Below are 24,720 nucleotides of genomic sequence, written 5' to 3'. Positions count from 1 at the left end.
TTAATAATGCAAAATTTATATGAAGAATTGTACAGAAAGTAGCATTATGTTAAAATAATAAATAAATAGAAAAAAGGAGGAAAAAAGGTGCGAATAATTGCAGGGCTAGCCAAAGGACGAAAATTATTACCTCCAGAAGGATATGATGTAACAAGGCCTACCTTAGATAGAGTTAAGGAGGCAATGTTTAGCATGATTCAAAATAGAATACCAGATGCTGAGGTACTAGATGTATTTGCAGGAACTGGTAGCTTAGGTTTGGAGTCTGTAAGTAGAGGAGCCAATTTTTGCTTTTTAGTAGATAGAAATCCAGTAACTTTTGAAAGGTTAAAGAAAAATGTTGAAAATGTCGGCTTTGCTAATAATTGTGAATGTCTAAATATGGATTCTTACGAAGCTTTAGGTTATTTAGCAAAGAAAAATAAGGTTTTTGATATAATTTTTATAGATCCTCCATATTTTAAAGACATGATTCCAAAGGCTATCGAAATGATTAGTGAAGGAAAGTTATTACATAGCCACGGTATAATATTAACTAAGATTGATAGTGCTGAACCAATATATGAAGGAAATGGAGATATCCGATTAATAAAGCATAGAAAGTATGGTAATACTACCGTTTGCCTATATGAACATACAAGCAGTTAAGGTTAATAGATGATGAATGAGGAGGACAAAATGAGAGTTGCAGTATATCCGGGAAGTTTTGATCCTATTACTAACGGACATGAAGATGTAATTAGAAGAGCTGCTAGCGTATTTGATGAATTAATCGTGGCAGTGCTAATAAATCCAGACAAAAAAGGCTTATTTACTATTGAAGAGAGAGTAGAATTGATAAAGAAGGTTGTTGCACCTTATAAAAATGTAACCGTTGAAAGTTTTAGTGGATTGCTTACAACCTTTATGAAAGAAAGAAATTCAAAGGTCATTATAAAAGGATTAAGGGCTGTATCAGATTTTGAATATGAGTTTCAAATGGCTTTAATGAACAATAAATTAGATTCATCTATAGAGACTTTGTTTATGATGACAAGTGCACAATATTCTTACTTAAGTTCATCTTCTGTAAAACAGGTTGCCTCCTTTGGAGGATGTATTAAAGGCCTAGTTCCAGATGTAATTATTGATGATGTAATAAGCAAAATAAGGGCGAAGTAGGGGGAGTAAAAATGGATGTAATTCAATTGTTGGAATACCTACAAGAGATAATTGAAAACGCACCAAAAATGCCGATAACTGGTAAAGTTTTTATAGACAAAAACGAAGTTCTAGACATAGTTGATCAAATTATTAACTATTTGCCAGATGAATTTAAAAAAGCTCAGTGGGTGCTTGGCGAAAAGGAAAGAATACTAAATGAGGCTAATAAGGAATATGACGCTATAAAAAAAGAAACCATGGAATTGATGAAGAAGCAGGTGGAGAATCACGATATAATCAAAGAAGCTACAACTAAAGCCCAAGAGATGATAACCTTAGCTCAAAGGGATGCTAAGACTATACGCTTGGGCGCTAGAGATTATGCAGATGAAATACTTTGTCAATTAGATAAGGAGTTAGAGGCTAAAACTCAACAAATGGTACAGGCCATTAAAGAAGAAATGGATAAATTTATTCAGAATGTAGTTGGTGATATTAGTAGTACTACTAAAGAGATTCGTGAAAATGTTAAAGAATTAAGAAACATGAAGTAATTTTTTTATACCATGAATACATAGTGGTAGGAGTAATAAAATAATTAAAACAAGATAAACTACATTAGAAGATACCCCTGTTAAGTTGCCGCTAAAGGTATTTTGTGAAAACTTGTTAAATGGAATCATTAGAACTGCAGTAGTTAAGGAACTAAACAATCCTTGTACTGCTTTTCTTTTTATGTAAGTTTTTATTGAAAACTCAGGAAATTTATAAGTGAAGGAGTAAACTTGAGATGTTATTGATAAACCGCTAAAGGCTGATAAAAAGCTAATTAATATGGCTTTTAATGTAACAGATATATTTAATGTAGATATTAATTGACAACCTTTAGTTAGTTCTATAATTCCCAACATAAAGTATTTAACAAGATCTTTTAACAAAGTATTAGGAATTAAACTTGATAAAATTAAGTCAAAATATTTATTATAACTAATTATATCTAATAGAACTGCAAAAAAAATTATATAAGCACCTATAGAAAGCACGGTTTTTAAGGCATTTTCAATACTATTCTTTAATTTGCTCCCTAAATTAATTACCTTAACAGCTTCATCTTCATTTCTGAAGTAGGAGCTTCTATAATATGGTGCTGGTTTTACTACAAGGGACATCATAATACAGGATATGTAATTAGAAATCAAAAGTAAGTATCCTAGTTTTGGCATACCCATCATAGCAGTTGCAACGGAGCCTACGATAAATAGAGGGCTGGTATTGGAGGCGATGTTTAAGAGTCTTTTCCACTCTTCCTTAGTAATTAAGGATTTTTCATAGGTGTCGCAGGCATATTTAGCTCCTAGTGGATATCCGCAAAGAGCGCTGATTATTATAGTAAGGCTACAGGCTTTGGATAATCTTAGTGGCTTGCATAAGAGCTTGCCAAAGAGTTTAGAATAAATATTTACCCCATCATAATTTATTAATAGGTTGCAAATAATTAGGAAAGGAAAAATCGATGGAAATACTGCAGTAAAAAATATTTTTGCTCCAAAAATGGTAGAGTTAATACATTGTTTAGGAAAACTGAGAAAATAAATTACTATGCAGGTACATAAAAATACTATAATAACATTAAAGTTTTTTTGCTTAATTGCTATATAGGTTAATAAACTTAGAATAATAATTAAAGATATAATATATAGTATCAATTTAAAGCCCCCTAAATAATTGCTACAGTAAAATTAAAGAAATCTTTTATGGCATAATCATATATTTATTTATAGTTTAAGGGAGCTTTAAATATTACTAAGAATTTAAATATATGGGGCTGTTTATGAAATCTTGATTATAGTTTATAGCTTCATTAATTATACTGTAGGCCGCTGTTGATAAAATATCTAATTCTAGCAGAGGATCATTTATATTTTTATTTAATTTGCTTATAATGTTTAAGTTTGATTTCTTTTTTATTAGTTTAAGTATTTCTGCACCCTTATTATTTAAACCTAGAACTCTGATATAAGAACAGTCTCTTTTTAATAAATTATCTACGTCAAACTTTTCAAAACCTATAAAATATTGAGTTAATAATCTGCTTATGCGAGAATAAGTGTAACGTTTAGTTTTTATATTTTGTATTAACTCTTCTAAGGATTGAGCGGTGTTTATAAATTTATATATTCTGTGATGAATACCTTCTTTAACATCCTTTAGATTTAAGAAGGATTCGGGACCTTCCGTTAGGCATTTATATTTTATATACTTAAACATTTTCGATGAAAAGCAGAATTCATAATTTTCCTTTATTAGCTGCATAATAACATCAAAAGAACTTTGTGGCAATTGATTTTTTATAATATCAAGAGATTTTTCTTCTTTTAAATGTTTTCTGATAGCAGTAGCACTGGAGTAGTTTTCGCAAATTTTCTCCTCATTGTAATGGGAGCCTAAACGAGTTATTGTATAAGGAATTACTGAGGATTTATTTCTAATTAAACTTTTACAATATTCTATACCTAATATATTGTTAGAGGTAGCAAGTATATCTTCATAATTAAAATCATTTATATCCATATTAGAATTTTTAATAAATTCTGTAAGGGCTATACTTCGTGCTTTAGGAAAAGGAAGACCTAACTGAAGATATTCCTTTAAGATTTTCTTATAAGTTTCCGGTTCCTTAACCAATATATTAGCAATATTCATTAAAGGGCTGATATTGCCACATTCACTACCAAAACATAGAGAGGTAATAACAGACATATTATGTAAAATACTTATTGCTCCGTGAGCAAAAAACTCTGCAGAGGAGAGGGCATAAAGGCTAGGAAGTTCTATAACTAAATCTACTCCATTATTTAAAGCCATTTGTGTTCTTTTCCATTTATCAACTATGGCTGGTTCTCCACGTTGAACAAAATTACCACTCATTAATGCCACAAGCCCGTCACACTTTGTAATTTCTTTTGTTTTTTCAATTTGATATTTATGGCCCTGATGTAGGGGATTATATTCACAAATTATAGCGGATATATTCATTTCATTTCACCTCATTAGTATTATTTGGATTCTAAATAGAAAAGTTACAGTATTATTATAGCTTATTTAACAAATAATTAACATAATGAGAAAGTTGAGAAAATTGTTAACATTGCTAATTAAAGAATATCTTAAGTTTTTATATTTTTTTGTTGAAATATATATGTTTGCAGGAGTATATTAAATATAGTTGCATATTATTGAAAGGAGAAATGATTATGGAGTTAATGAAGGAAATCTGGAAGTTGGCACAGGAAGATAAAAAGAAAATAGTGCTACCAGAGGGTGATGAAGAGAGAACTCTATTAGCCTGTGAAAAGATAATAAAAAATGGGCTAGCAGAATTAGTATTGGTTGGTAATGTTGATAATATAAAGGCAAAGGCTAAAGAACTTGGCGCTAATATAGATTCAGTTGTTATAGAAGATCCAGAAACCAGTGATAAAACTGCACTATTTGCAAAAGAGTTTTATGAATTGAGAAAAAATAAGGGTATGACTATGGAAAAGGCAGAAAAAATAGTTAGAGACCCCTTATATTATGGTACAATGATGGTTAAATTAGGATATGTGGACGGAATGGTATCTGGAGCAGTACATACCACCGGTGATTTGCTAAGACCAGGTTTACAGATAGTAAAAACAGCACCAGGAGTTTCTGTTGTATCAAGTTTCTTTATAATGATGGTGCCAGATTGTAAATTTGGTGAAGAAGGTATGTTAGTTTTCTCTGACTGTGCTGTAAATCCAAATCCTAATGCTGATCAATTAGCATCTATAGCTATAGCAACAGCAGAGACAGCAAAAAAATTATGTGGCCTTGAACCTAAGGTAGCTATGTTATCCTTCTCAACCATGGGTAGCGCTGACCATGAATTGGTAGAGAAAGTAAGAAAGGCTACAGAAATAGCAAAGCAAAAGAGACCAGATCTTCTAATAGATGGTGAATTGCAATTAGATGCAGCTATAGTGCAAAAAGTTGCAGATCAAAAGGCATCTGGTAGTAAGGTAGCAGGTAAAGCTAATGTATTAGTATTCCCTGATTTACAGGCAGGAAATATAGGATATAAATTAGTTCAAAGATTTGCAAAAGCGGAAGCTATAGGACCTATCTGTCAAGGTTTTGCAAAACCAATTAATGATTTATCTAGAGGTTGTAATTCTGATGATATAGTTAATGTGGTGGCTGTAACTGCAGTTCAGGCACAAAAAGGTATATAAAGCTTGTGAGTAAAGTATTTTATAATTATATTATTTACTTTACATAACTAATTTAAAAACGAGGTGTATCAAAATGAAAATTTTAGTAATTAACTGCGGAAGTTCATCTTTAAAATATCAATTAATTGACATGACAAACGAAAAGGTATTAGCTAAAGGTTTAGTTGAGAGAATTGGTATTGAAGGTTCTAAACTAACTCAAAAGGTAGAAGGCAGAGAAAATTATGTAATTGAGCAAAAGATGAGCAATCATAAAGAAGCTATTCAAATAGTCATTAATGCATTAATAGATTCAGAGAATGGCGTTATTAGTAATATGTCTGAAATAGGTGCTGTTGGGCATAGAGTTGTTCATGGTGGAGAGGCATACGCTGATTCTGTTATAATCGATGATGAAGTTATGAAATCTTTAAATGATTGCGTTAAGTTAGCTCCATTGCACAATCCTCCAAATATAGTAGGTATAGAAGCTTGCAAAGCAATATTGCCTAATGTTCCAATGGTTGCAGTGTTTGATACAGCTTTTCATCAAACTATGCCAAAGGAATCTTATATTTATGCTTTGCCTTATGAGTTGTACGAAAAAAATAGAATAAGAAGATACGGATTCCATGGAACTTCCCATAAATATGTTTCTAATGAGGCTGCTAAGTTATTGGGTAAGGATATAAAGGATTTAAAAATCATAACTTGCCATCTAGGAAACGGTGCAAGTGTAACTGCAATAAAAAACGGAAAATCCTTTGATACAAGTATGGGCTTTACACCTCTTGAAGGATTAGTTATGGGAACTAGAAGTGGAGATGTGGACCCTGCTGTATTAACTTATCTTATGGAAGAGTTAGGTATGTCCTCTAAAGAAGTAGATAACTTATTAAATAAGGAAAGTGGCGTTCTGGGAATTTCAGGAGTAAGTAGCGACTTTAGAGATATTGAAAATGCTGCTGCTGAAGGTAATGAAAGAGCACAATTAGCTTTAGATATTTTCCATTACAGAGTAAGAAAGTACATAGGTGCTTATATTGCTGCAATGAATGGAGTAGATTGCATAGTGTTTACTGCAGGTCTTGGTGAAAATTCACCAGAAACAAGAGAAGCTGTATGTGATGGCCTAAGCTTCTTAGGAATTAAAATAGATAAGGCGAAAAATGCAGTAAGAGGTAAAAAGGTAGATGTTAGTGCTGAAGATTCTAAAGTTAAGGTTTTAGTTGTACCTACCGATGAAGAGCTAATGATCGCAAGAGACACTTTAAATCTTATAAAATAATTATAAGACTTAACTTGACTTTTTTTAGGGGAGTTTATATAATAATTGTGGTTACTCTGAAAACTATTTTGCTATAAGGAGTGAGAAATAGCTCTGACTCAAGCTATGTGGTTTTTGCTACATATTCTTATCATAGATGAGGGATGTTAATTCCAGAGCATAAAAATATGTATATTGATGTAAAAGAATTAAATAACAATAAAAATACTAACAGAGCTATAGATGCCAACATAGATTCTGAGGATATATTTATTGGTAATTCAGAAGTCAAAACAATAGACAAAATTTGTTTTTCAGGAAGTATAAGGAAACTGGAAAATATAATCTATCTAGAAGGCGTTGTAACCGGAAAACTATCTTTGCTTTGTTCTAGATGTTTAGAAAGATTTCAGTATTTATTAAATATTGAAATAAAAGAAAAATTTACGCAGGTTCCTAGCGAGGAGGATGAGTATATCACCTTCCTTGATAGAGATAAAATCAATTTAATTGACCTATTAGAAAACAACATTTTAATGTCTTTACCAATTAAAAAATTGTGTAATGAGGATTGCAAAGGTTTGTGCCAACAATGTGGTTGTAATCTGAATAAAAAGACATGTAATTGTAGCATCGGTAATGTGGATCCGAGGCTAGAAAAACTAAAAGAGTTGTTTTTAACAGATTAAGGAGGTGTAACGATGGGAAATCCAGCAAGAAGATTTTCAAAAGCAAGAAGAGATTCAAGAAGAGCTCAGACATTTAAACTAGGTTTACCAGGAATAGTTGAATGTCCACAATGCCATGAAATGAAATTAGCTCATAGAGTTTGTAAGAATTGTGGTTATTATAAGGGAAAAGAAATTATTAATCCAGAAAAGTAAAGAAAGTCTTTTGACTTTCTTTTATTTTAGAAAAATATAGAAGAGGGAATGGTGTAATATGAGGATTTCAGTAGATGCTATGGGCGGCGATCATGCTCCATCCGCTGTTGTTCAAGGATGTGTAGAGGCATTAAAAGACTTAGATGTACATATAACTATGACAGGACCGAAAGAAATATTAGAAAAGGAACTAAAGAAGTATGAATACGATAATAGTAAAATTGACATATTTCATTGCTCTGAGGTAATTAGTCCTAATGAACATCCAGTAATGGCTATAAGAAAAAAGAAGAATTCAAGCATATGTGAGGCTTTAAATTTAGTAAAGTCTAAGGAGTGTGACGCTGTAATATCTGCTGGCAGTACTGGAGCCCTTTTAGCTGGAGCACTTTTTATAATCGGTAGAATAAAAGGAGTAGAAAGACCTGCTTTAGCACCTATTATGCCAGGTAAAAACAATTCCTTTATGGTAATTGATTCCGGAGCTAATGCAGAATGTAAGCCCTCTAACTTATTGCAATTTGGAATCATGGGCCAAATATATATGAAAGATGTTATGAATGTTGATAATCCTTCTGTTGGCCTTGTTAATATAGGAGCTGAGGAGGAAAAGGGTAATGAATTAACCAAGGCTGCCTACAAAATCCTTAAGGATTCTAGTTTGAATTTTGTTGGTAATGTAGAACCAAGAGATATTCCTACCGGGGATGTAGATGTATTGGTTTGTGATGGCTTTGTTGGTAACACAGTACTTAAAATGTATGAAGGAGTAGCTTTTAATATTTTTGATATTCTTAAAAGTGAAATGATGTCTAGTACAAGAAACAAGATTGGTGCACTTATTTTAAAGCCTATGTTTAAAAACTTTAAAAAGAAGTTTGATTATAAAGAAGTAGGAGGAGCACCTTTCTTAGGAGTGAACGGTATTTGTATAAAAGCTCATGGTAGTTCCGATGCCAGGGCTATTAAGAATGCTATAAAGCAAGCTCATACATTGTATGAAAAGAGAGTTATAGAAAAAATAAAAGAAAGTATAACCAATAGCTTGACAGAGGAACATTAATATTGCACAATTATTGTATTGACGGTATTATGTCATTTATTGTATTAGCAATAACTCAACAGGAGGTGAAATAGATGGTTTTTGAAAAGGTTAGAGAAATCATTGCTGACAAATTAAGCTTAGATGAAGATGAAATAACTATGGAATCTTCTTTTGTAGATGATTTAGGGGCTGATTCATTGGATCTAGTAGAGCTAGTTATGGCACTAGAAGATGAATTTGATATGGAAATTCCTGATGAAGAGGTAGAAAAAGTAACAACAGTTGGTGATGTAGTAGAATACATAAAGTCTCACACTGATGAGAATTAATTTTTAAAGTCCCGGTTTTATCCGGGCTTTATTATTAAAACAAATACTTTTTAGTTAAAAGGAGCGTTTTTATGCATTTAGATAATATTCTATTAGAAGAACTAGAGGAAAAACTAGGTGTTTCCTTTATCAATAAGAGATTGTTAAATATTGCAATCACTCATAGCTCCTATGCAAACCAAAGAAAAAATGTTAAGTACAATGAAAGATTAGAGTTTTTAGGAGATTCTGTGCTTCAATTAACTATTACAGAATATCTATTTCAAACATATGAGGAAAAATCTGAAGGTGAACTCACAAGGCTAAGATCTTTGATTGTTTGTGAAAACTCTCTATACGAACTTGCAAAGCAATGGAATTTAGGTAAGTATATCTATATGAGTAAAGGAGAAGAACTTACTGGTGGCAGAGAAAGGGTGTCAATTTTAGCAGACTGTGTAGAAGCAGTGTTAGCTGCAATTTATCTTGATAAGGGATTTGAAGCAGTTAAAAAATATATATTAGAGAATTTTAAGAATATTATATCTAAAGCTATCAATAATGAAATAATTTTAGATTATAAAACGAGACTTCAAGAACTATTGCAGAAAAATGGTGAGGTACAGATACAGTATAATTTAATTAAATTTGAAGGACCTCCCCATAGGAGAGAGTTTTATGTAAATGTAACTGCAAACAATAGTCTTTTAGGCCAGGGCGTTGGTTACAGTAAGAAAGAAGCGGAGCAAGCAGCGGCTAAAGAAGCAATAGAAAGGTTGGGGGAAAAACTTGAGTAAAAATCATTATATAATACCTCTTTTTGTACCTCATGAAGGATGTCCACATAATTGTGTATTTTGTAATCAAAATTCAATAACTGGATCTACAGAAAAGGTTACCGCAATCACTGTAAAAGATACTGTAGAGGAATATTTAAAGACAATTGATAGGGAAAATAGCATAGTTGAAATATCATTCTTCGGAGGTACCTTTACTGCAATTCCTTTAGAAAAGCAAATAGAACTTTTAACCGCTGCAAAATATTATAAGGACAGAGGAATAGTAGATTTTATTAGACTATCTACAAGACCTGACTATATTGATGATTTAATATTAGAAAATTTAAAGAAGTTTTCCGTAGATATTATTGAGTTAGGTGTCCAATCTATGAATGATGAAGTTCTTAGGTTAGCTGGAAGGGGACATAGTAAAGCTGATACTGTTAATGCTTCCATTAAAATAAAAGATTATGGTTTTATACTAGGACATCAAATAATGCTTGGACTTCCAGGAGACACTTTTGAAAAAGATCTTGAAACATGTTATGAAAGTTTAAAGTTGAAACCGGATTTGTGTAGAATTTATCCTGCCCTAGTATTGAAGAATACTCCTATGGAAGTTATGTATAAAAGAGGTGAATATAAACCCTATACTTTGGAAGAAGCAATTAAAATAGGAAAAGAAATATATTCTATTTATAGCTTTCATAATGTAAAAATTATAAGAGTAGGACTTCAGGCTACAGACAATATTGCTGAAGGTAGGGACATTATAGATGGTCCCTATCATCCTGCCTTTAGAGAATTGGTAGAGGGTAGCCTTTTGTGTGATATGATATTGGAGCAAGTTAAAAGCTTAGAAGGTGAAGTTAATCTTTATATAAATTATAAATATATTTCCAAGTTATATGCAAATAAAAAACTTTTTTTTAACGACATGAAAAGATACATTATTACAGATAAACTTAATGTTTTGGTAGATAACAGCTTAAAGATCGGTGAGATAGCATTTAAGTATAAAGATAAATGTTGGAAAATGTCGATATTTGAATTTATTTCAGATAAGGTTAAAGAAGGAAAAAACTATATTTTATAGAATAATTATAATGTACTATTTTTTATAATTGATATAGGGGGAATATATTTATGGAAGTATTAAAAGTATCAGCTCATTCACAACCAAAATCTGTAGCCGGCGCATTGGCAGCTGTGTTAAGAGAAAATTCAGCAGCTGAAGTGCAAGCAGTAGGTGCTGGAGCGGTTAATCAAGCAGTAAAAGCAATAGCAATAACGAGAGGATTTGTAGCTCCCAATGGGATAGATTTAGTGGTAGTACCTGCCTTCTCAGAAATAGTTATTGAAGGCGAGGAAAGAACAGCAATTAAATTTATTGTAGAACCTAGATAGTAAAGAGAAGCTCCATGCTCTGCATGGAGTTGTTTTTTTTAAATATTTGCTATAAACTATTAAAGTAATATTGTATATTACTGAGTATAAAAATAGGGAGTGTTACTTCTATGAATTATAGAAAAAGGCAAAAATTATTAAGGGCTTTGGTAATATTCGTATTAATAGCTTTTGTATTAACATCAGTTTTGGCATTTCTTGGTTAGGAGTGTATTTATGTTTTTGAAGTCACTTGAAATTAGAGGATTTAAATCTTTTGCAGATAAAACAGAATTAAAATTTAAAAATGGTGTCACCGCAGTAGTAGGACCTAATGGCAGCGGTAAAAGCAATATTTCTGATGCTGTGAGATGGGTTTTAGGTGAACAAAGCGTTAAAAATTTAAGAGGGGGCAAGATGGAGGATGTTATATTTGCTGGTACTATGTATAGAAAAGGTCTTAGTCTTGCTCAAGTTTCAATAACTTTGGACAATAGTGATTATCAGTTACCTATAGAGTATTCTGATGTTACAGTGTCAAGAAGATTATATCGATCTGGTGAAAGTGAGTACTATATAAATAACACTCTTTGCAGATTGAAAGATATTCAAGAATTGTTTATGGATACTGGTATTGGAAAAGAAGGTTATTCAATTATTGGTCAAGGTAAAATTGAAGCTATATTAAGCGGAAGACCAGAAGAAAGACGTAATTTAATCGAAGAAGCTGCTGGTATTGTAAAGTTTAAAACCAGAAAAGAAGAAGCGGAGAAGAAACTTGCTAATACAGAACAAAATTTAGTAAGAATTAATGATATACTGTCCACATATGAGGAAAGATTAGATCCTTTACGTATTGAGTATGAGAAAGCTAAAAGGTTTTTAGAACTTTCAGAACAGTTAAAGGAGAAAGAAGTATCTATACTAATTCATCTCATTGAAAAAAATGAGGTAAAAATAGATGAATACAACACAAGGATTAAAAATATTAATGAGGAGCTTAAGGGATTATATTCACAGAAGGATGCCATAAAAGCTTCTTTAGATAAGCTTCAAAAGGAACTTGAGGAACATGAGCAACAAAGTATAAATGACAAAGATAATTATTACAATTGCTTAAATAATAAGCAAAGTTTAATATCAGAAAATCAAGTTCTTACAGAAAGAATATCAACTTTAAGAGATTACATTGAAAGATATGAAAAAGAAAAGGAAGAAATTATAGAAAAATTAAAGGTCTTAAGCGATCAAAGAAATACTTTGGAAATTCAATTAAAGGAGCAACAGCTAGATAAGAATAAAAATGATGAGAGAATTAAGAGCTTAGAATTACTTTTGGAAGAATTAAATAAAGAAGTAAATCTTGGAGAAGAGAATCTTAATATATACAATCAAGAGCTTATTGAATTGCTTAGAAGAATTTCTGAATATAAAAATGAGATTACTTCAGCTAAAATTAATAAGGACAATTTATTTAAAAGGCAAGATCAGTTAAAAACCCAATATGAAGGTTTTAACACATCTTTAGCAATAAACGCTACAACAGTCAAAGCATTGGAAGATGAACAAGTAAAATTACAAGAGGAAATTGTTAAAGGAGAAAGCAGAATAAAAGAATATAAGAGGCAAATAGCTTCTTTATCTAAAAAATATACTGATTTAGAGAAAATTTATAAGGAAACATCTTTAATTACCAATAGATTAGAAGCTAATCATAATGCATTAATGAATTTAGAAAAGCATTTTGAAGGTTATAATCGAGCAGCAAAGTCTTTAATGATAAATATCGAAGATAATAAGATTCCAATGGCAAAAGGTAAAACTTTCTTGCTCGGTAACATAATTAAGGTTCCAGATCATTTAGTAGAAGCTATAGAGGTAGCTCTAGGTGGGGCAGTATCTGACATAATAACTGAAGATGATAATATAGCAAAGACTTTAATTGAACATTTAAAGGTTAATAATTTAGGACGTGCTACTTTTTTACCTTTAAATATTATTGAGGGAAGGAAAATAAAAGTAGCTGAAGATCTTACTAAGATGGAAGGCTATATAGGAATAGCTAGTGATTTAATTGGATATAAAGAAGAATTTGAATCTGCAGTAAACTATGTTTTGGGTAGAACCATTATATGTAATGATTTAGACAATGCTTTAAAGATTGCTAAAAGAGCTTCTTTTAGCTTTAAAATTGTAACCTTGTCTGGTGATATTGTAAATCCAGGGGGATCTTTAACGGGAGGAAGTCAACAGAAGAAGTCTACAAATATTTTAGGTAGAAAGAAAGAAATTAAAGACTTGGAGAAAAAAATTGAGGAAGGTAAAGAGAAAATCAAATCACTTAGTGTAGAACTAGAATCCCTTAAAAGTCAGTTGAAAGAATTGGATAATTCTGTGCTTAATGAGAAAGATCAGATTCATTTTAATCAAATAGACATTACCAAGGTTCAAGGCAGAATTTCAGCTATATTAGAAGATTCGGAAAAGTTGAAGAAGAATACAAAAGTTATCTTCCAAGAGATTCAGTCTATAGAAGAAAAGTTGCAAAAATACGATGAAAGTATTAGTAGTATAGAACTTGAAATAAGTAAATGTGAGAATAAAGAAAAAGAAATCCGTAAATCCATGGACAATTTACAAATAGTAACGGAACAAAAACGAAAAGATATAGAAAGCAATAAGGAAGAGCTAGTAAAACTTAAAATTGATAAGGCTCAAAGGGACGAAGTTTTAAACAGCAAAATTAGGGAGTTAGAAAGAATAGCTAAAGATATTGAAAATTATATAGGAAGAAAAGCACAGTTATTAGAAGAAATTAATCAAGCTAACGAAACCATTATTGAAAGTAATGAAGCAGTAAGAAATAATAATGCTAAATTAGAAGAATTGAATGAAAAAGTAAAGGCTTTAGAAGAAAAGTTTAAGGAATACGAAGTAATAAAAATTGAAATAAAAGATAATATTAAGAAGAAGAATTCGGAAGAAGAAGAATTAGTAGGAGTTATCTCTGCAAAGGATTCAGAAAAACATAGATTAGAATTAACAATGACTAAATATGAATCAGAAAAAACTAATTATTTAGGAAAGCTCAATGATGAATACAATATTACCTTGGCGGAAGCACAAAAATATAAAAGAGAAATAAGCAATTCCGAGGAAGTAAAAAGAGAAGTGGCAGAGTTAAAATCTAATATAACAGCTTTAGGAGTTGTAAATGTAGGCGCTATAGAGGAATATGAGCAACTTACTGAAAAGTATAACTTTATGTCTGGCCAAAGAGACGATTTGACTAAGGCAATTAATGAGCTCAATGACGTTATAAATGAGATGACCACTAAAATGAGGGAGGTTTTCAATGAAAACTTTAATAAATTAAGAGCTTATTTCAATGAAACCTTTAGACAGTTGTTTAAAGGTGGCAGTGCCGATCTTATTCTTGGTGAAGGTGATGAATTAAGTGCTAACATAGACATAAATGTTCAACCTCCAGGTAAAAAGTTGCAAAACATTAACTTGATGTCCGGTGGAGAAAAGGGACTTTCCGCAATAGCACTACTCTTTGCCATACTGAAAATGAAACCAACTCCTTTCTGCATACTTGATGAAATAGAAGCAGCTCTAGATGATGCTAATGTAGCTAGATATGCAGAGTTCTTAAAAACCTTCTCGAAAAACATACAGTTCATCGTAATCACCCACCGAAAAGGTACAATGGAGGCTAGTGATGTTTTATATGGAGTTACCATGGAAGAAATGGGTGTATCAAAAGTTGTATCAGTAGATTTATCAAAAGCTTAGGAGGATGTTATTATGTTTGGAAATTTTTTTGATAAACTTAAGAATGGTCTATCTAAGACTAAATCATCTTTTACAGACAAAATTACTGAAGTATTAAAATTCACAGTAACCATAGATGAGGAAATGTATGAGGAGCTAGAAGAGTTACTTATAACAGCGGATATTGGTATGAATACAACTATGGAAATAATTGATAATTTAAAGTTAAAAATCAAGGAAAAAAAGCTTAAGGATCCAGCTGGTGTTAAAGACCTTTTAAAAGAAGTGATTGCTGAGCAGCTTCAATCTAGCAGTAAAAAAGATATTATAGCCGGAGATCAAAATGTGCTGTTAATAGTAGGAGTTAATGGAGTTGGTAAAACAACTTCCATTGGTAAGATTGCAAATCTATATAAAAATAATGGCAAAAAAGTGTTGTTAGCAGCTGCGGATACTTTTAGGGCTGGAGCCATTGAACAATTGGAAGTATGGAGTAATCGATCTGGAGTGGATCTTATAAAACAACAGGAAGGGGCAGACCCAGCTGCCGTAGTTTACGATGCTATTCAAGCAGCAAAGGCTAGAAAGGCAGATTTACTCATATGCGACACTGCCGGTAGATTGCATAATAAGAAGAACTTAATGGATGAGCTTTCTAAGATTAATAGAGTAATTCAAAGGGAGTATGGTGAAGCTAATAAAAATACTCTATTGGTATTAGATGCAACTACAGGGCAAAACGCAATAATTCAAGCAAAGCAATTTAAGGAAGTTTGCGATCTTGATGGTATTATATTAACTAAATTAGATGGAACTGCTAAAGGTGGCGTAGTAATAGCTATTCAGAAAGAGTTAAATATACCTGTATACTTTATTGGTGTAGGAGAAGGTATTGAAGATCTACAGGAATTTGACGAAAAAATGTTTGTGGAAGCATTATTTTAATAGGTGTTAAGTAAAAACACTTGACAGCCGTAATAGTGTCTGATATTATATTAAATGTTGTGGTGATTGTATGGAAGATCATATCGAAATGTCAATGTTAATGGATTTTTATGGCACTCTTTTAACAGATAAGCAGCAGGAAATTATGAACCTGTACTATAATGAAAATCTATCGTTGGCAGAGATTTCAGAATTGACTAATACTAGTAGGCAGGCTGTGCATGATATTATTAAAAGATGTCATAAACTTTTGCTAGAGTATGAAGTTAAGCTAAAGTTAAAGGAAAATGTATTAAAAAAGATAGAAAAGAAGAAAACTGCTATTAAGTATTTAGAAGATATTAAAAAAGATTCAACAGAACCTGTAATAATAGAAAAGATAGATAGACTAGAAGAAATCTTTAAAGATTTATAGGAGGGTAACATGGCTTTTGAAGGATTAGCATCCAGACTACAAGAAACCATAAAAAAGCTTAAAGGTAAAGGTAAGTTAAGTGAAAAAGATATAAAAGAAGCCATGAGAGAAGTTAAATTAGCATTATTAGAAGCGGATGTTAACTTTAAGGTAGTGAAAAGCTTTATCAATAGTGTTAGTGAAAAGTGTCTAGGTAATGACGTTATGGAAAGCTTAACTCCTGGTCAACAGGTCATCAAAATAGTTAACGATGAGTTAACGGAACTTATGGGAGGAAGCAACAGTAAAATAAATTATTTAGATAATGGCATAACAGTGGTAATGCTTGTAGGTCTTCAAGGTGCAGGAAAAACAACAATGGCCGGTAAATTGGCTCTTCAAATGAGAAAGAATAATAAAAAGCCTTTACTGGTAGCCTGTGATATATATAGACCAGCCGCTATAAAGCAATTACAAGTTGTAGGAAAGCAAATTGATATTCCTGTATTTTCTATGGGGGATAAGGTTTCTCCTGTTGATATAGCAAAAGCAGGAATAGAATATGCAGAAAGCAATGGAAATAATGTTGTTATCATAGATACTGCCGGTAGACTTCATATAGATGATTCTTTAATGGCTGAATTAGAAAATGTTAAGGCAGCTGTAAAACCGCAAGAAATTTTATTGGTAGTAGACTCAATGGCTGGTCAAGACGCCGTGAATGTGGCAGAAACATTTAATAATCGCTTAGATATTACAGGAGTAATTTTAACTAAACTAGATGGCGATACAAGAGGAGGAGCGGCCTTATCTATAAGGCAAGTGACTCAAAAGCCCATTAAGTTCGTAGGCGTCGGTGAGAAAATGAGTGATTTAGAGGTATTCTATCCTGATAGAATGGCTTCTAGAATATTAGGTATGGGAGATGTACTTTCTTTAATTGAAAAAGTACAATCTGACATAGATGAGAAGGCAGCAAAAGAGCTCACTGACAGAATGATGAGCCAAGAGTTCAATTTTAATGATTTCCTTGAAGGAATGAATCAAATGAAAAAACTCGGTCCAATAAGCAAGATTCTTGAAATGATGCCAGGAGTAAATACAAAAGAACTACAAGGTGTTGATTTTGATAAGGGCGAAAAAGAACTTGCAAAGGTTGAAGCAATGATTCATTCCATGACTAAAAAGGAAAGGATGCAGCCTTCATTAATTAAAAATTCTACATCCCGTAAGAAAAGAATTGCTAATGGTTCTGGAACCACATTGCAGGATGTAAATAAACTTTTGAAAATGTTTGATAATATGAAGAAAATGACTAAGCAAATGAAAGGGTTACAAAAGAATATGAAAAAAGGTATATTTGGAAAGTTCCCTTTTATGAAATAAATAATGTTACTATTTAAAGGAGGTGAAATCAATGGCAGTAAGAATCAGATTAAGAAGAATGGGTGCACACAAAGCTCCATTTTATAGAATAGTAGTTGCTGATTCAAGAGCTCCAAGAGATGGAAGATTCATCGAAGAAATTGGTTACTATAATCCAATTGCTGAGCCAGCTGTAATCAAAATTGATGAAGAAAAGGCTACAAAGTGGATTAAGAATGGAGCTCAACCATCAGATGTAGTAAAGAGGCTATTTGATAAAACTGGAATTACTGATAAGCTTTCAAAGTAGTTATTAGGAGGTGAATTCTGCGCAGTTTTCAATTGGCGCAGACCAGTTTATGAAGGAATTAATAGAGATAATAGCTAAATCTTTGGTTGATAATCCTGATATGGTTCAAGTAAATGAAATAGCAGGAGAACAATCTGTTATCCTAGAACTAAAGGTTGCTCCAGAAGATATGGGCAAGGTTATAGGAAAACAAGGCAGAATAGCAAAAGCTATAAGAACTGTTGTAAAAGCAGCTGCCGTAAAAGAAAATAAAAGAGTTTCTGTAGAAATAATTTAATTTAGAGTTAGGATTTCCCTAGCTCTTTTTCCATAATTGCAAATTTTTTTACTTAAAGCGGGTGATAGGATGAAGGATAAAATAACCATTGGCCAAATCATTAATACCCATGGAATAAAAGGTGAGTTAAAGGTATATCCATTAACGGATGATATAAGAAGATTTAAAAAATTAAAATATGTATTGCTTGATGGTGAAGAAATAAAGGTTATTTGGTGTAAACTTCAACAGGATAAGGCAATTTTAAAACTTGAAGGTATAGATACTATTGAAGCAGCAGAAAAACTAAAGACTAAGTATTTGCAGGTTAGACGTGAAGATGCAGTAAAGTTACCAGAAGGTAGATATTTTGTAGTGGATATAGTAGGTTGTAAGGTAATAGATACAAAGGGAGAAGAAGTTGGAGAAGTAAAAGAAGTTATTTTTACAGGAAGCAATGACGTTTACTGGGTAAGGGGTAAAAAGGATGTTTTGGTACCTGTAATAGATTCTGTAGTAAAAGATATTGATGTTGAAAATTCAAAAATAATTATTGAACCTGTAGAGGTATGGAATTATGAAGATTAGTATTTTGACTCTTTTCCCTGAAATGTTTGATGTCTTTAATTATAGTATTATGGGAAGAGCTAAGGAGAAAGGTATTATTGATATTAATATTTTTAACATAAGGGACTATACAAAGGATAAACATCGGAAGGTAGATGATTATCCTTATGGTGGTGGTGCTGGAATGGTAATGGCAGTACAACCAATTGCAGATACTATTAAAAAAGCTAAAGAAAATTCAAAGGGGAAAGTAATTTTTCTTGGTCCCCGTGGAAAAACCTTTAATCAAGAAATGGCTAAGGAGCTTTCTAAAGAAGAGCACTTAATCTTTTTATGTGGCCATTATGAAGGGATTGACGAAAGAGCTTATAAATACATAGATATGGAAATATCCTTAGGGGATTTTGTACTTACTGGCGGAGAGAGTGCCTGTATACCAATAGTAGATAGTATATGTCGTCTGTTACCAGGTGTTTTATCTAATGATGAAAGTTATAAGGATGAATCCTTTTATAATGGCTTATTAGAATATCCTCAGTATACTCGACCTTATGATTTTGAAGGAGAAAAGGTACCGGAAATTTTGATTTCTGGACATCATGAAAATATAAGACAATGGAGAAAATACCAATCTTTGAAAATTACTGAGGAGCGTAGACCTGATTTATTTAAAAAATATAATCTTAGTGATGAAGAAAAAAAGTTATATAAAAAGTATTCTAAAAAATAGCAAAAAAATTGATTTATTATAAAAATTCTATTGAAACCTTGCTAATACTATGATAAAATATGCTTTGTGCTAGTACGGACGGTCCTCTGCCTATTTTATAAGGTACGAACGTTAATGAAACTAAGGAGGGAATGCACAATGAATGAATTAATAAGATCAATTGAAGCTGAACAACTTCGTACAGACCTACCAAACTTCAATGTAGGAGATACAGTAAAGGTTCATGTAAAAATTAAGGAAGGTAACAGAGAAAGAATTCAGGTTTTTGAGGGAACTGTTTTAAAGAGACAAAACGGTGGTTTAAGAGAAACCTTCACAGTAAGAAGAGTTGCTTACGGTGTTGGTGTAGAAAAGACCTTCCCACTTCATGCTCCATCAATTGAAAAAATTGAAGTAGTAAGACGTGGTAAAGTAAGAAGAGCTAAGTTATTCTACTTAAGAAATAGAGTAGGAAAGGCTTCAAAAGTTAAAGAATTAGTTTAAACATAATTTAATTTCAAAATGGGACTTGCAAAAGTCCCATTTTTCGTAAAATAAAAAATAGAAAACCGAGGGATTGATGAATATGAAAATAAATTGGTTTCCTGGACATATGCTGAAAACTAAGAAAGAAATAAAAGAAAATTTAAAGCTTGTAGACTTAGTTATTGAAATTCGTGATGCAAGAATTGTGAAATCTAGTGCTAATCCAGATATAGATGAAATATGTAGTGGTAAACCAAGAATTATTCTTTTAAATAAAAGTGATTTGTGTGAAGATAGTGTTGTAAAGAAATGGTGTAATAAATTATCTACAGGAGATATCAAAGCCTTAGCGGTTAATTGTGTTACAGGAAAGGGATTAAAGGAAATTAAACCATTAATAGATCAGTTACTTAAAGAAAAACATGATAGATTAAGAGCTAAAGGTGTTGTTAATATCGTTACAAGAGCAATGGTAGTAGGAATACCTAATGTGGGAAAATCTTCCTTTATAAATAAAATGGCTCAAAATAACATTGCTAAAACAGGAGATAGGCCAGGAGTTACGAAAAATAAGCAATGGATAAAAACCAAAATAGGCTTAGAGTTAATGGACACTCCAGGAGTACTTTGGCCACGTTTTGAAGATATGGAAGTGGGTTTGAATTTGGCTTTTACCGGTGCAGTAAAAGATGAAGTGGTTGATATAGAAGAATTAGCATTAAAATTGGTAGAGCGTTTACAGGTAATTGCTCCAGAAAAATTGAAGGAGAGATATAAGTTAACTGAACTTTCTTCAGATCCTCTAGAGACACTAAATAGCATAGCAAGAAAGAGAGGCGCTATAATCTCTGGCGGAGAAATAGATTACAATAGAATATCAAATATTATTTTAGATGAATTTAGAGGCGGAAAAATAGGTAAGATATGCTTGGAAACATTATAAATTAATGTGGGGTTTAGAATGGAGTTTATAGAAATAAGTAATTTATCATACAAAGATATAAACATATATATAAGTAGCTTTTCAGAAGAAGAATTATTTTCTAAAGAAAACTTTCCTTTCATTGTTGACAAATTAAAGAAAGATGAAAGAAAGAATGTAATTAAACTAGGTATATCATTAGAAAATAAATATAAAAGATATTTAGAAGAAATAAGTAGAGTAAAGAAAATGTATGAGTTAGACAGAAGTTATGGAAGCTATAAGTTAATTGCAGGAGTTGATGAAGTAGGAAGAGGACCTTTGGCTGGGCCTATTGTAGCGGCAGCAGTTATACTAAAATACGATGATTTAACTTCATCTAGTTTAATACTTGGTCTTAATGACTCAAAAAAGTTAAGTTTTAAGAAAAGAGAAGAGTTATACGATATAATAATAAACAGGGCAGAAGCCTATTATATATCTGAGTTAGATAATAATGAGATAGATGAAAAAGGCATAAGTTTTTGTAATAATAAAGTTTTCTTAGAAGCCTGTAGTAATTTAAACGTAAAACCTGAATTAGTTCTTACAGATGGATATGCTATAAAGGGATATAATGGTACCACTGATTATATAGTTAAAGGTGATGCTAAGAGTGCTTGCATTGCAGCAGCTTCCATAGTAGCTAAAGTGTATCGTGATAGATTGATGCAGGGCTACAGTAAAGTATATCCACAGTATGGATTTGATAAAAATGTAGGTTATGGTACAAAAGAGCATATAGAAGCAATTCGTAAGTATGGTATTACACCAATACACAGAAAGAGTTTCTTGAGAACGCTTTTAGATTAAAAAGCGTTCTCTAAATGATTTATAGTGTAGGAATCATCCTTGTAGTTTAAGAAGATTTCCACAACATCGTATCTTAAATTAAAATTAAAAAGCTTCTCTTTGTTAACAAACAAAAGAGAGGCTTTTTTTATTCTCTTCTGTTTGTTTTTATCTATAGATTGTGACGGCAAACCAAAATTATTATTATACCGTGTTTTAACCTCTACAAAACATATAAGATCTTTATCTTTAACAATGATATCAATTTCTCCAAAGTGACTTTTAAAATTTTTGGAAATTAATTTATATCCTCTATTCAGTAGGTATTCAAGAGCAATATTTTCACCATAAGAACCAATTTCTTTTGTATTAATCAATTTACCACTTCCCTTTATATAACTTTATTTTCTCCTAATTGTCTGTAGCTAAGCGCCTCCATAATATGAGAAGAGCGTATTTCCATACTGGAATCTAAATCTGCTATAGTGCGACTTATTTTTAATATTTTATTGTAGGCCCTTAAACTAAAAGGAAACTTAAAAAAGAATCGTTGTAGTATTTTTTCACATTCTGAATTCAATTTGCAATATTCCTTAATATGCGAATTAGTCATATCTGCATTACATTTAACAGATTGATTGTTAAATCTTATATTTTGTATAGCTCGAGCTGCTTCAACCCTTAATTTAATAGTTTTAGAAGATTCTTCTTTGTTAGTTGAAACTATTTCTTTATACTGATGCTGATAAGCAAAGGTCATAATATCTATTCTGTCTAGAAAGGGACCTGAAAGTTTATTCAAATATTTTTTTCTTTCATTATCACTACAAGAACATTCTTTTACTTTACTTAAATAGTAACCGCAAGGGCAGGGATTTAAAGAACCTACAAGCATAAAGTTTGCAGGATATACTACAGTTCCTGAACTTCGGCTTATAATAATCTTTTTATTTTCAAGAGGCTCTCTAAGAACTTCCAGTACACACTTATCAAACTCTAACAATTCATCCATAAAAAGGACGCCATTATGACTTAAAGTGATTTCACCAGGTGATAATTGAATACCACCACCTATTAAAGCTGTTTTAGAACTAGTATGATGTGGACTTCTAAAAGGTCTTGTAGAAATTAAACCTTGGTCTATAGATAGTTTTCCAGCAATACTATATATTTTTGTAATTTCAAGAGATTCTTCATAAGTTAAATCTGGTAATATGCTGGGAATTCTGGATGCTAGCATAGTTTTACCACAACCCGGTGGACCTAATATTATAATATTATGACCTCCAGCACAGGCAATTTCTAAAGCTCTTTTTACGGATTGTTGTCCTATAACTTCGGAAAAATCATAATCATAATTTATACTTTTTACAGTAGTATTACTTTTGTAGGGTAGCATATCACGATTTTTTAAATAGGAGGCTACTTGATTCAAGGAGTCAAAAGGAAATATTTCTGCTTTTTGTATCAAACTGCATTCATCTGCATTATCCTTCGGTACAATAAATTTATAAATTTTATTATTTAACCCTTCGATTATAATAGGAAGGGCTCCCTTTATTTTTGTAATACCACCACTTAAAGATAGTTCACCAGCAAATATATATTCATCTATATTAGCATAGTTGATTTGATCTGTAGCAGCTAATATACCTATAGCTATAGGTAAATCAAGCAAAGAACCAACTTTTTTTATATCTGCTGGAGCTAAATTTACGGTAATTTTTCCTAGTGGAAAATCAAAGCCAGAGTTTTTTATAGCAGAACGAACCCGTTCTTTTGATTCTCTAACAGCGGTATCAGCTAAACCTACAATATTAAAAGTAGGCAATCCTCTAGATATTTCTACTTCAACAGAAATAATCATTCCTTCAATACCGCTATAGGTAGAGCTTAAAATCTTAATAGCCATTTTATCACCTCTTCTATAATCCTTGACTACATTTTTAAAATTCATTCATAGGTATATTGGATTTTTATATGGAAATAATGAAGAAATAAAAAAGGTGGTGAATGGTATGAATCTATACGATATATGGTTTAGCACAATAAAACTTCCTGATGAAATTAAAAATCAAATAATGAGATCCTTTAGAGACACAGAAGAATTATGGGTGTTTTTAAACGAGCATAAGGATTATAACTATTCCTTTTCTACAAAGCCTTTATTAGCTAGCATGAATATGGAATATGTTGAAAAATTATTAGAAATTACTATAAAACAGGGGATAAAAATAGTTACTAAGAAAGATGATGATTATCCAAGACTTTTAAAGAATTACGATGATTCTCCTTATGTTTTGTATTATTTTGGCAATATTAAAAAAATAAATGAGCTAAGGAATATTTCTATAGTGGGATCAAGACTTTGCAGTAATTATGGAAAGGAAGTAACAAATATTATAACATCCCAATTATCCTTTTATAATGTAAATATAGTAAGTGGTATGGCTAAGGGGATTGATTCAGTTGCTCATTGGGGAGCAGTCAATAATGGAGCTTTTAGTACTGCTGTACTTGGCTGTGGAATTGACAGGATTTATCCAGCAGAAAATAGAAGTTTATATAATAAAATTAAAGAAATTGGATGTATCATTTCTCAGTTCCCTACTTCTACCCCTCCCTTTGCATATAATTTTCCAATAAGGAACAGAATAATTAGTGGAATGAGCGAACTTATTATTGTAGTAGAAGCGGAAAAAAGAAGTGGTTCTTTGATAACGGCAAATAGGGCCTTGGATCAAAGTAAGCATGTTATGGCAGTGCCCGGCTCAATTTTTTCCAGCAAAAGTAAAGGTACTCACGACTTAATAAGTGATGGTGCTCATATATTTACAGGGATAGAATCTATTTTGAGTTTACTAAAAATAAATTTTGTTGGTAAACAGAAGAAAAAAGTAAAAAGACGTAGTAAGGAAATGGAAAAAATCTATAATATTTTAACAGATACACCTATGCATTTAGATGATATAATGAGAATAACTAATATTGACATTAAGCTATTATATGAGTTATTATTGGAAATGCAACTTGAAGATAGCATTAAATGTATCGCAGGAAATTATTATGTTAAAATAAATGATGATTTTCAATAGAATTTTATTGTTAAGG

Annotated in this window: 27 protein-coding genes and 1 pseudogene; 24 read left to right on the top strand and 4 right to left on the bottom strand. The window is 31.5% G+C overall.

Annotation, left to right across the window (positions count from 1 at the left end):
• Nucleotides 1–84: 84 nt before the first annotated feature.
• From rsmD to N3C_RS02670, 3 genes and pseudogenes are all read left to right on the top strand, one after another.
• A pseudogene (gene rsmD, locus N3C_RS02680) lies at nt 85–648 on the top strand (16S rRNA (guanine(966)-N(2))-methyltransferase RsmD); the annotation flags it as partial.
• A gap of 30 nt (nt 649–678) precedes the next feature.
• Nucleotides 679–1,161: a pantetheine-phosphate adenylyltransferase gene (gene coaD / locus N3C_RS02675; protein ID WP_074364531.1), complete on the top strand. Its 483-nt coding sequence runs from the start codon at nt 679–681 to the stop codon at nt 1,159–1,161.
• 11 nt (nt 1,162–1,172) lie between these two features.
• A complete protein-coding gene (locus tag N3C_RS02670; RefSeq protein WP_074364530.1) occupies nt 1,173–1,697 on the top strand; it encodes an ATPase in 525 nt (174 codons plus the stop codon).
• Here the strand turns inward: N3C_RS02670 and ylbJ are convergent.
• Together ylbJ and N3C_RS02660 are read right to left on the bottom strand one after the other, a co-directional pair.
• Nucleotides 1,680–2,849 carry a sporulation integral membrane protein YlbJ gene (gene ylbJ / locus N3C_RS02665; RefSeq protein ID WP_242944029.1) on the bottom strand — a complete coding sequence of 390 codons (1,170 nt, stop codon included), beginning with the start codon at nt 2,847–2,849 and terminating at the stop codon, nt 1,680–1,682. The genes N3C_RS02670 and ylbJ overlap by 18 nt on opposite strands.
• A gap of 97 nt (nt 2,850–2,946) precedes the next feature.
• Entirely contained in the window at nt 2,947–4,179 is a 1,233-nt protein-coding gene (locus tag N3C_RS02660) for a nucleotidyltransferase (protein ID WP_074364529.1), read from the bottom strand.
• A gap of 218 nt (nt 4,180–4,397) precedes the next feature.
• On the opposite strand from N3C_RS02660, the gene pta reads away from it, so the two are divergent.
• From pta to N3C_RS02560, 20 genes are all read left to right on the top strand, one after another.
• A complete protein-coding gene (pta, locus tag N3C_RS02655) occupies nt 4,398–5,399 on the top strand; it encodes a phosphate acetyltransferase (protein WP_074364528.1) in 1,002 nt (333 codons plus the stop codon).
• Between the two features lie 73 nt (nt 5,400–5,472).
• Nucleotides 5,473–6,666, top strand: a complete 1,194-nt coding sequence (locus tag N3C_RS02650) for an acetate kinase (RefSeq protein WP_074364527.1) — start codon at nt 5,473–5,475, stop codon at nt 6,664–6,666.
• Nucleotides 6,667–6,833: 167 nt separating this feature from the next.
• Nucleotides 6,834–7,334, top strand: coding sequence for a YceD family protein (locus tag N3C_RS02645; RefSeq protein ID WP_074364619.1), 501 nt, complete (start codon nt 6,834–6,836; stop codon nt 7,332–7,334).
• 12 nt (nt 7,335–7,346) lie between these two features.
• Entirely contained in the window at nt 7,347–7,529 is a 183-nt protein-coding gene (rpmF, locus tag N3C_RS02640) for a 50S ribosomal protein L32 (protein ID WP_074364526.1), read from the top strand.
• Nucleotides 7,530–7,587: 58 nt separating this feature from the next.
• Entirely contained in the window at nt 7,588–8,592 is a 1,005-nt protein-coding gene (plsX, locus tag N3C_RS02635) for a phosphate acyltransferase PlsX (RefSeq protein WP_074364525.1), read from the top strand.
• A gap of 74 nt (nt 8,593–8,666) precedes the next feature.
• The gene (gene acpP / locus N3C_RS02630) at nt 8,667–8,903 is read left to right on the top strand and encodes an acyl carrier protein (protein ID WP_074364524.1); all 237 of its coding nucleotides are present in this window, start codon (nt 8,667–8,669) and stop codon (nt 8,901–8,903) included.
• A 71-nt stretch (nt 8,904–8,974) separates the two neighbouring features.
• Nucleotides 8,975–9,679 (top strand): ribonuclease III, encoded by a 705-nt coding sequence (gene rnc / locus N3C_RS02625; RefSeq protein ID WP_074364523.1) that lies wholly within the window; start codon nt 8,975–8,977, stop codon nt 9,677–9,679.
• Nucleotides 9,672–10,757 carry an elongator complex protein 3 gene (locus tag N3C_RS02620; RefSeq protein ID WP_074364522.1) on the top strand — a complete coding sequence of 362 codons (1,086 nt, stop codon included), beginning with the start codon at nt 9,672–9,674 and terminating at the stop codon, nt 10,755–10,757. Before rnc ends, N3C_RS02620 begins: the two co-directional genes overlap by 8 nt.
• A 50-nt stretch (nt 10,758–10,807) precedes the next feature.
• Nucleotides 10,808–11,068, top strand: coding sequence for a stage V sporulation protein S (locus N3C_RS02615; RefSeq protein ID WP_074364521.1), 261 nt, complete (start codon nt 10,808–10,810; stop codon nt 11,066–11,068).
• Nucleotides 11,069–11,284: 216 nt separating this feature from the next.
• Complete coding sequence (gene smc / locus N3C_RS02610) at nt 11,285–14,845, top strand: chromosome segregation protein SMC (protein ID WP_074364520.1); 3,561 nt, start codon at nt 11,285–11,287, stop codon at nt 14,843–14,845.
• Nucleotides 14,846–14,857: 12 nt separating this feature from the next.
• On the top strand, nt 14,858–15,769 hold the full coding sequence (ftsY, locus tag N3C_RS02605) for a signal recognition particle-docking protein FtsY (protein WP_074364519.1): 912 nt from the start codon (nt 14,858–14,860) through the stop codon (nt 15,767–15,769).
• 70 nt (nt 15,770–15,839) lie between these two features.
• Complete coding sequence (locus tag N3C_RS02600; RefSeq protein WP_074364518.1) at nt 15,840–16,184, top strand: putative DNA-binding protein; 345 nt, start codon at nt 15,840–15,842, stop codon at nt 16,182–16,184.
• Nucleotides 16,185–16,193: 9 nt separating this feature from the next.
• Complete coding sequence (ffh, locus tag N3C_RS02595) at nt 16,194–17,549, top strand: signal recognition particle protein (RefSeq protein ID WP_074364517.1); 1,356 nt, start codon at nt 16,194–16,196, stop codon at nt 17,547–17,549.
• 31 nt (nt 17,550–17,580) lie between these two features.
• Nucleotides 17,581–17,838, top strand: a complete 258-nt coding sequence (gene rpsP, locus N3C_RS02590; RefSeq protein ID WP_074364516.1) for a 30S ribosomal protein S16 — start codon at nt 17,581–17,583, stop codon at nt 17,836–17,838.
• 49 nt (nt 17,839–17,887) lie between these two features.
• Complete coding sequence (locus N3C_RS02585) at nt 17,888–18,115, top strand: KH domain-containing protein (protein WP_074364515.1); 228 nt, start codon at nt 17,888–17,890, stop codon at nt 18,113–18,115.
• A gap of 69 nt (nt 18,116–18,184) precedes the next feature.
• A complete protein-coding gene (rimM, locus tag N3C_RS02580) occupies nt 18,185–18,682 on the top strand; it encodes a ribosome maturation factor RimM (RefSeq protein ID WP_074364514.1) in 498 nt (165 codons plus the stop codon).
• Nucleotides 18,672–19,391 carry a tRNA (guanosine(37)-N1)-methyltransferase TrmD gene (gene trmD / locus N3C_RS02575; protein WP_074364513.1) on the top strand — a complete coding sequence of 240 codons (720 nt, stop codon included), beginning with the start codon at nt 18,672–18,674 and terminating at the stop codon, nt 19,389–19,391. Before rimM ends, trmD begins: the two co-directional genes overlap by 11 nt.
• Nucleotides 19,392–19,529: 138 nt before the next feature.
• Nucleotides 19,530–19,874 (top strand): 50S ribosomal protein L19, encoded by a 345-nt coding sequence (rplS, locus tag N3C_RS02570; RefSeq protein ID WP_074364512.1) that lies wholly within the window; start codon nt 19,530–19,532, stop codon nt 19,872–19,874.
• Nucleotides 19,875–19,956: 82 nt separating this feature from the next.
• Nucleotides 19,957–20,799 carry a ribosome biogenesis GTPase YlqF gene (gene ylqF / locus N3C_RS02565; RefSeq protein ID WP_074364511.1) on the top strand — a complete coding sequence of 281 codons (843 nt, stop codon included), beginning with the start codon at nt 19,957–19,959 and terminating at the stop codon, nt 20,797–20,799.
• Between the two features lie 18 nt (nt 20,800–20,817).
• Nucleotides 20,818–21,630, top strand: a complete 813-nt coding sequence (locus tag N3C_RS02560; RefSeq protein WP_074364510.1) for a ribonuclease HII — start codon at nt 20,818–20,820, stop codon at nt 21,628–21,630.
• Here the strand turns inward: N3C_RS02560 and N3C_RS02555 are convergent.
• Both N3C_RS02555 and N3C_RS02550 read right to left on the bottom strand, forming a co-directional pair.
• Nucleotides 21,627–21,986 carry a YraN family protein gene (locus N3C_RS02555; protein ID WP_083604393.1) on the bottom strand — a complete coding sequence of 120 codons (360 nt, stop codon included), beginning with the start codon at nt 21,984–21,986 and terminating at the stop codon, nt 21,627–21,629. The genes N3C_RS02560 and N3C_RS02555 overlap by 4 nt on opposite strands.
• A 14-nt stretch (nt 21,987–22,000) precedes the next feature.
• On the bottom strand, nt 22,001–23,521 hold the full coding sequence (locus N3C_RS02550; protein ID WP_074364508.1) for a YifB family Mg chelatase-like AAA ATPase: 1,521 nt from the start codon (nt 23,519–23,521) through the stop codon (nt 22,001–22,003).
• Nucleotides 23,522–23,627: 106 nt separating this feature from the next.
• On the opposite strand from N3C_RS02550, the gene dprA reads away from it, so the two are divergent.
• Nucleotides 23,628–24,704, top strand: a complete 1,077-nt coding sequence (dprA, locus tag N3C_RS02545; RefSeq protein ID WP_074364507.1) for a DNA-processing protein DprA — start codon at nt 23,628–23,630, stop codon at nt 24,702–24,704.
• Nucleotides 24,705–24,720 lie beyond the last annotated feature (16 nt).

Source organism: Clostridium sp. N3C, assembly GCF_900095445.1.
Lineage (GTDB): Bacteria > Bacillota > Clostridia > Clostridiales > Clostridiaceae > Clostridium_AU.
The sequence above is the reverse complement of the archived record's forward strand: the minus strand, read 5'-3'. Positions and strand labels throughout refer to the sequence as shown.

Bases quoted from the DNA above. Each gene is read 5' to 3' on its own strand.
- N3C_RS02600 (WP_074364518.1), top strand. From the start codon at position 15,840: ATGGAAGATCATATCGAAATGTCAATGTTAATGGATTTTTATGGCACT.
- ylqF (WP_074364511.1), top strand. From the start codon at position 19,957: ATGAAAATAAATTGGTTTCCTGGACATATGCTGAAAACTAAGAAAGAA.
- N3C_RS02670 (WP_074364530.1), top strand. From the start codon at position 1,173: ATGGATGTAATTCAATTGTTGGAATACCTACAAGAGATAATTGAAAAC.
- coaD (WP_074364531.1), top strand. From the start codon at position 679: ATGAGAGTTGCAGTATATCCGGGAAGTTTTGATCCTATTACTAACGGA.
- N3C_RS02660 (WP_074364529.1), bottom strand. From the start codon at position 4,179: ATGAATATATCCGCTATAATTTGTGAATATAATCCCCTACATCAGGGC.
- N3C_RS02650 (WP_074364527.1), top strand. From the start codon at position 5,473: ATGAAAATTTTAGTAATTAACTGCGGAAGTTCATCTTTAAAATATCAA.
- ftsY (WP_074364519.1), top strand. From the start codon at position 14,858: ATGTTTGGAAATTTTTTTGATAAACTTAAGAATGGTCTATCTAAGACT.
- ffh (WP_074364517.1), top strand. From the start codon at position 16,194: ATGGCTTTTGAAGGATTAGCATCCAGACTACAAGAAACCATAAAAAAG.
- pta (WP_074364528.1), top strand. From the start codon at position 4,398: ATGGAGTTAATGAAGGAAATCTGGAAGTTGGCACAGGAAGATAAAAAG.
- N3C_RS02645 (WP_074364619.1), top strand. From the start codon at position 6,834: ATGTATATTGATGTAAAAGAATTAAATAACAATAAAAATACTAACAGA.
- trmD (WP_074364513.1), top strand. From the start codon at position 18,672: ATGAAGATTAGTATTTTGACTCTTTTCCCTGAAATGTTTGATGTCTTT.
- rpmF (WP_074364526.1), top strand. From the start codon at position 7,347: ATGGGAAATCCAGCAAGAAGATTTTCAAAAGCAAGAAGAGATTCAAGA.
- N3C_RS02560 (WP_074364510.1), top strand. From the start codon at position 20,818: ATGGAGTTTATAGAAATAAGTAATTTATCATACAAAGATATAAACATA.
- rplS (WP_074364512.1), top strand. From the start codon at position 19,530: ATGAATGAATTAATAAGATCAATTGAAGCTGAACAACTTCGTACAGAC.
- rnc (WP_074364523.1), top strand. From the start codon at position 8,975: ATGCATTTAGATAATATTCTATTAGAAGAACTAGAGGAAAAACTAGGT.
- plsX (WP_074364525.1), top strand. From the start codon at position 7,588: ATGAGGATTTCAGTAGATGCTATGGGCGGCGATCATGCTCCATCCGCT.
- dprA (WP_074364507.1), top strand. From the start codon at position 23,628: ATGAATCTATACGATATATGGTTTAGCACAATAAAACTTCCTGATGAA.
- N3C_RS02615 (WP_074364521.1), top strand. From the start codon at position 10,808: ATGGAAGTATTAAAAGTATCAGCTCATTCACAACCAAAATCTGTAGCC.
- N3C_RS02585 (WP_074364515.1), top strand. From the start codon at position 17,888: ATGAAGGAATTAATAGAGATAATAGCTAAATCTTTGGTTGATAATCCT.
- rpsP (WP_074364516.1), top strand. From the start codon at position 17,581: ATGGCAGTAAGAATCAGATTAAGAAGAATGGGTGCACACAAAGCTCCA.
- N3C_RS02550 (WP_074364508.1), bottom strand. From the start codon at position 23,521: ATGGCTATTAAGATTTTAAGCTCTACCTATAGCGGTATTGAAGGAATG.
- acpP (WP_074364524.1), top strand. From the start codon at position 8,667: ATGGTTTTTGAAAAGGTTAGAGAAATCATTGCTGACAAATTAAGCTTA.
- rimM (WP_074364514.1), top strand. From the start codon at position 18,185: ATGAAGGATAAAATAACCATTGGCCAAATCATTAATACCCATGGAATA.
- smc (WP_074364520.1), top strand. From the start codon at position 11,285: ATGTTTTTGAAGTCACTTGAAATTAGAGGATTTAAATCTTTTGCAGAT.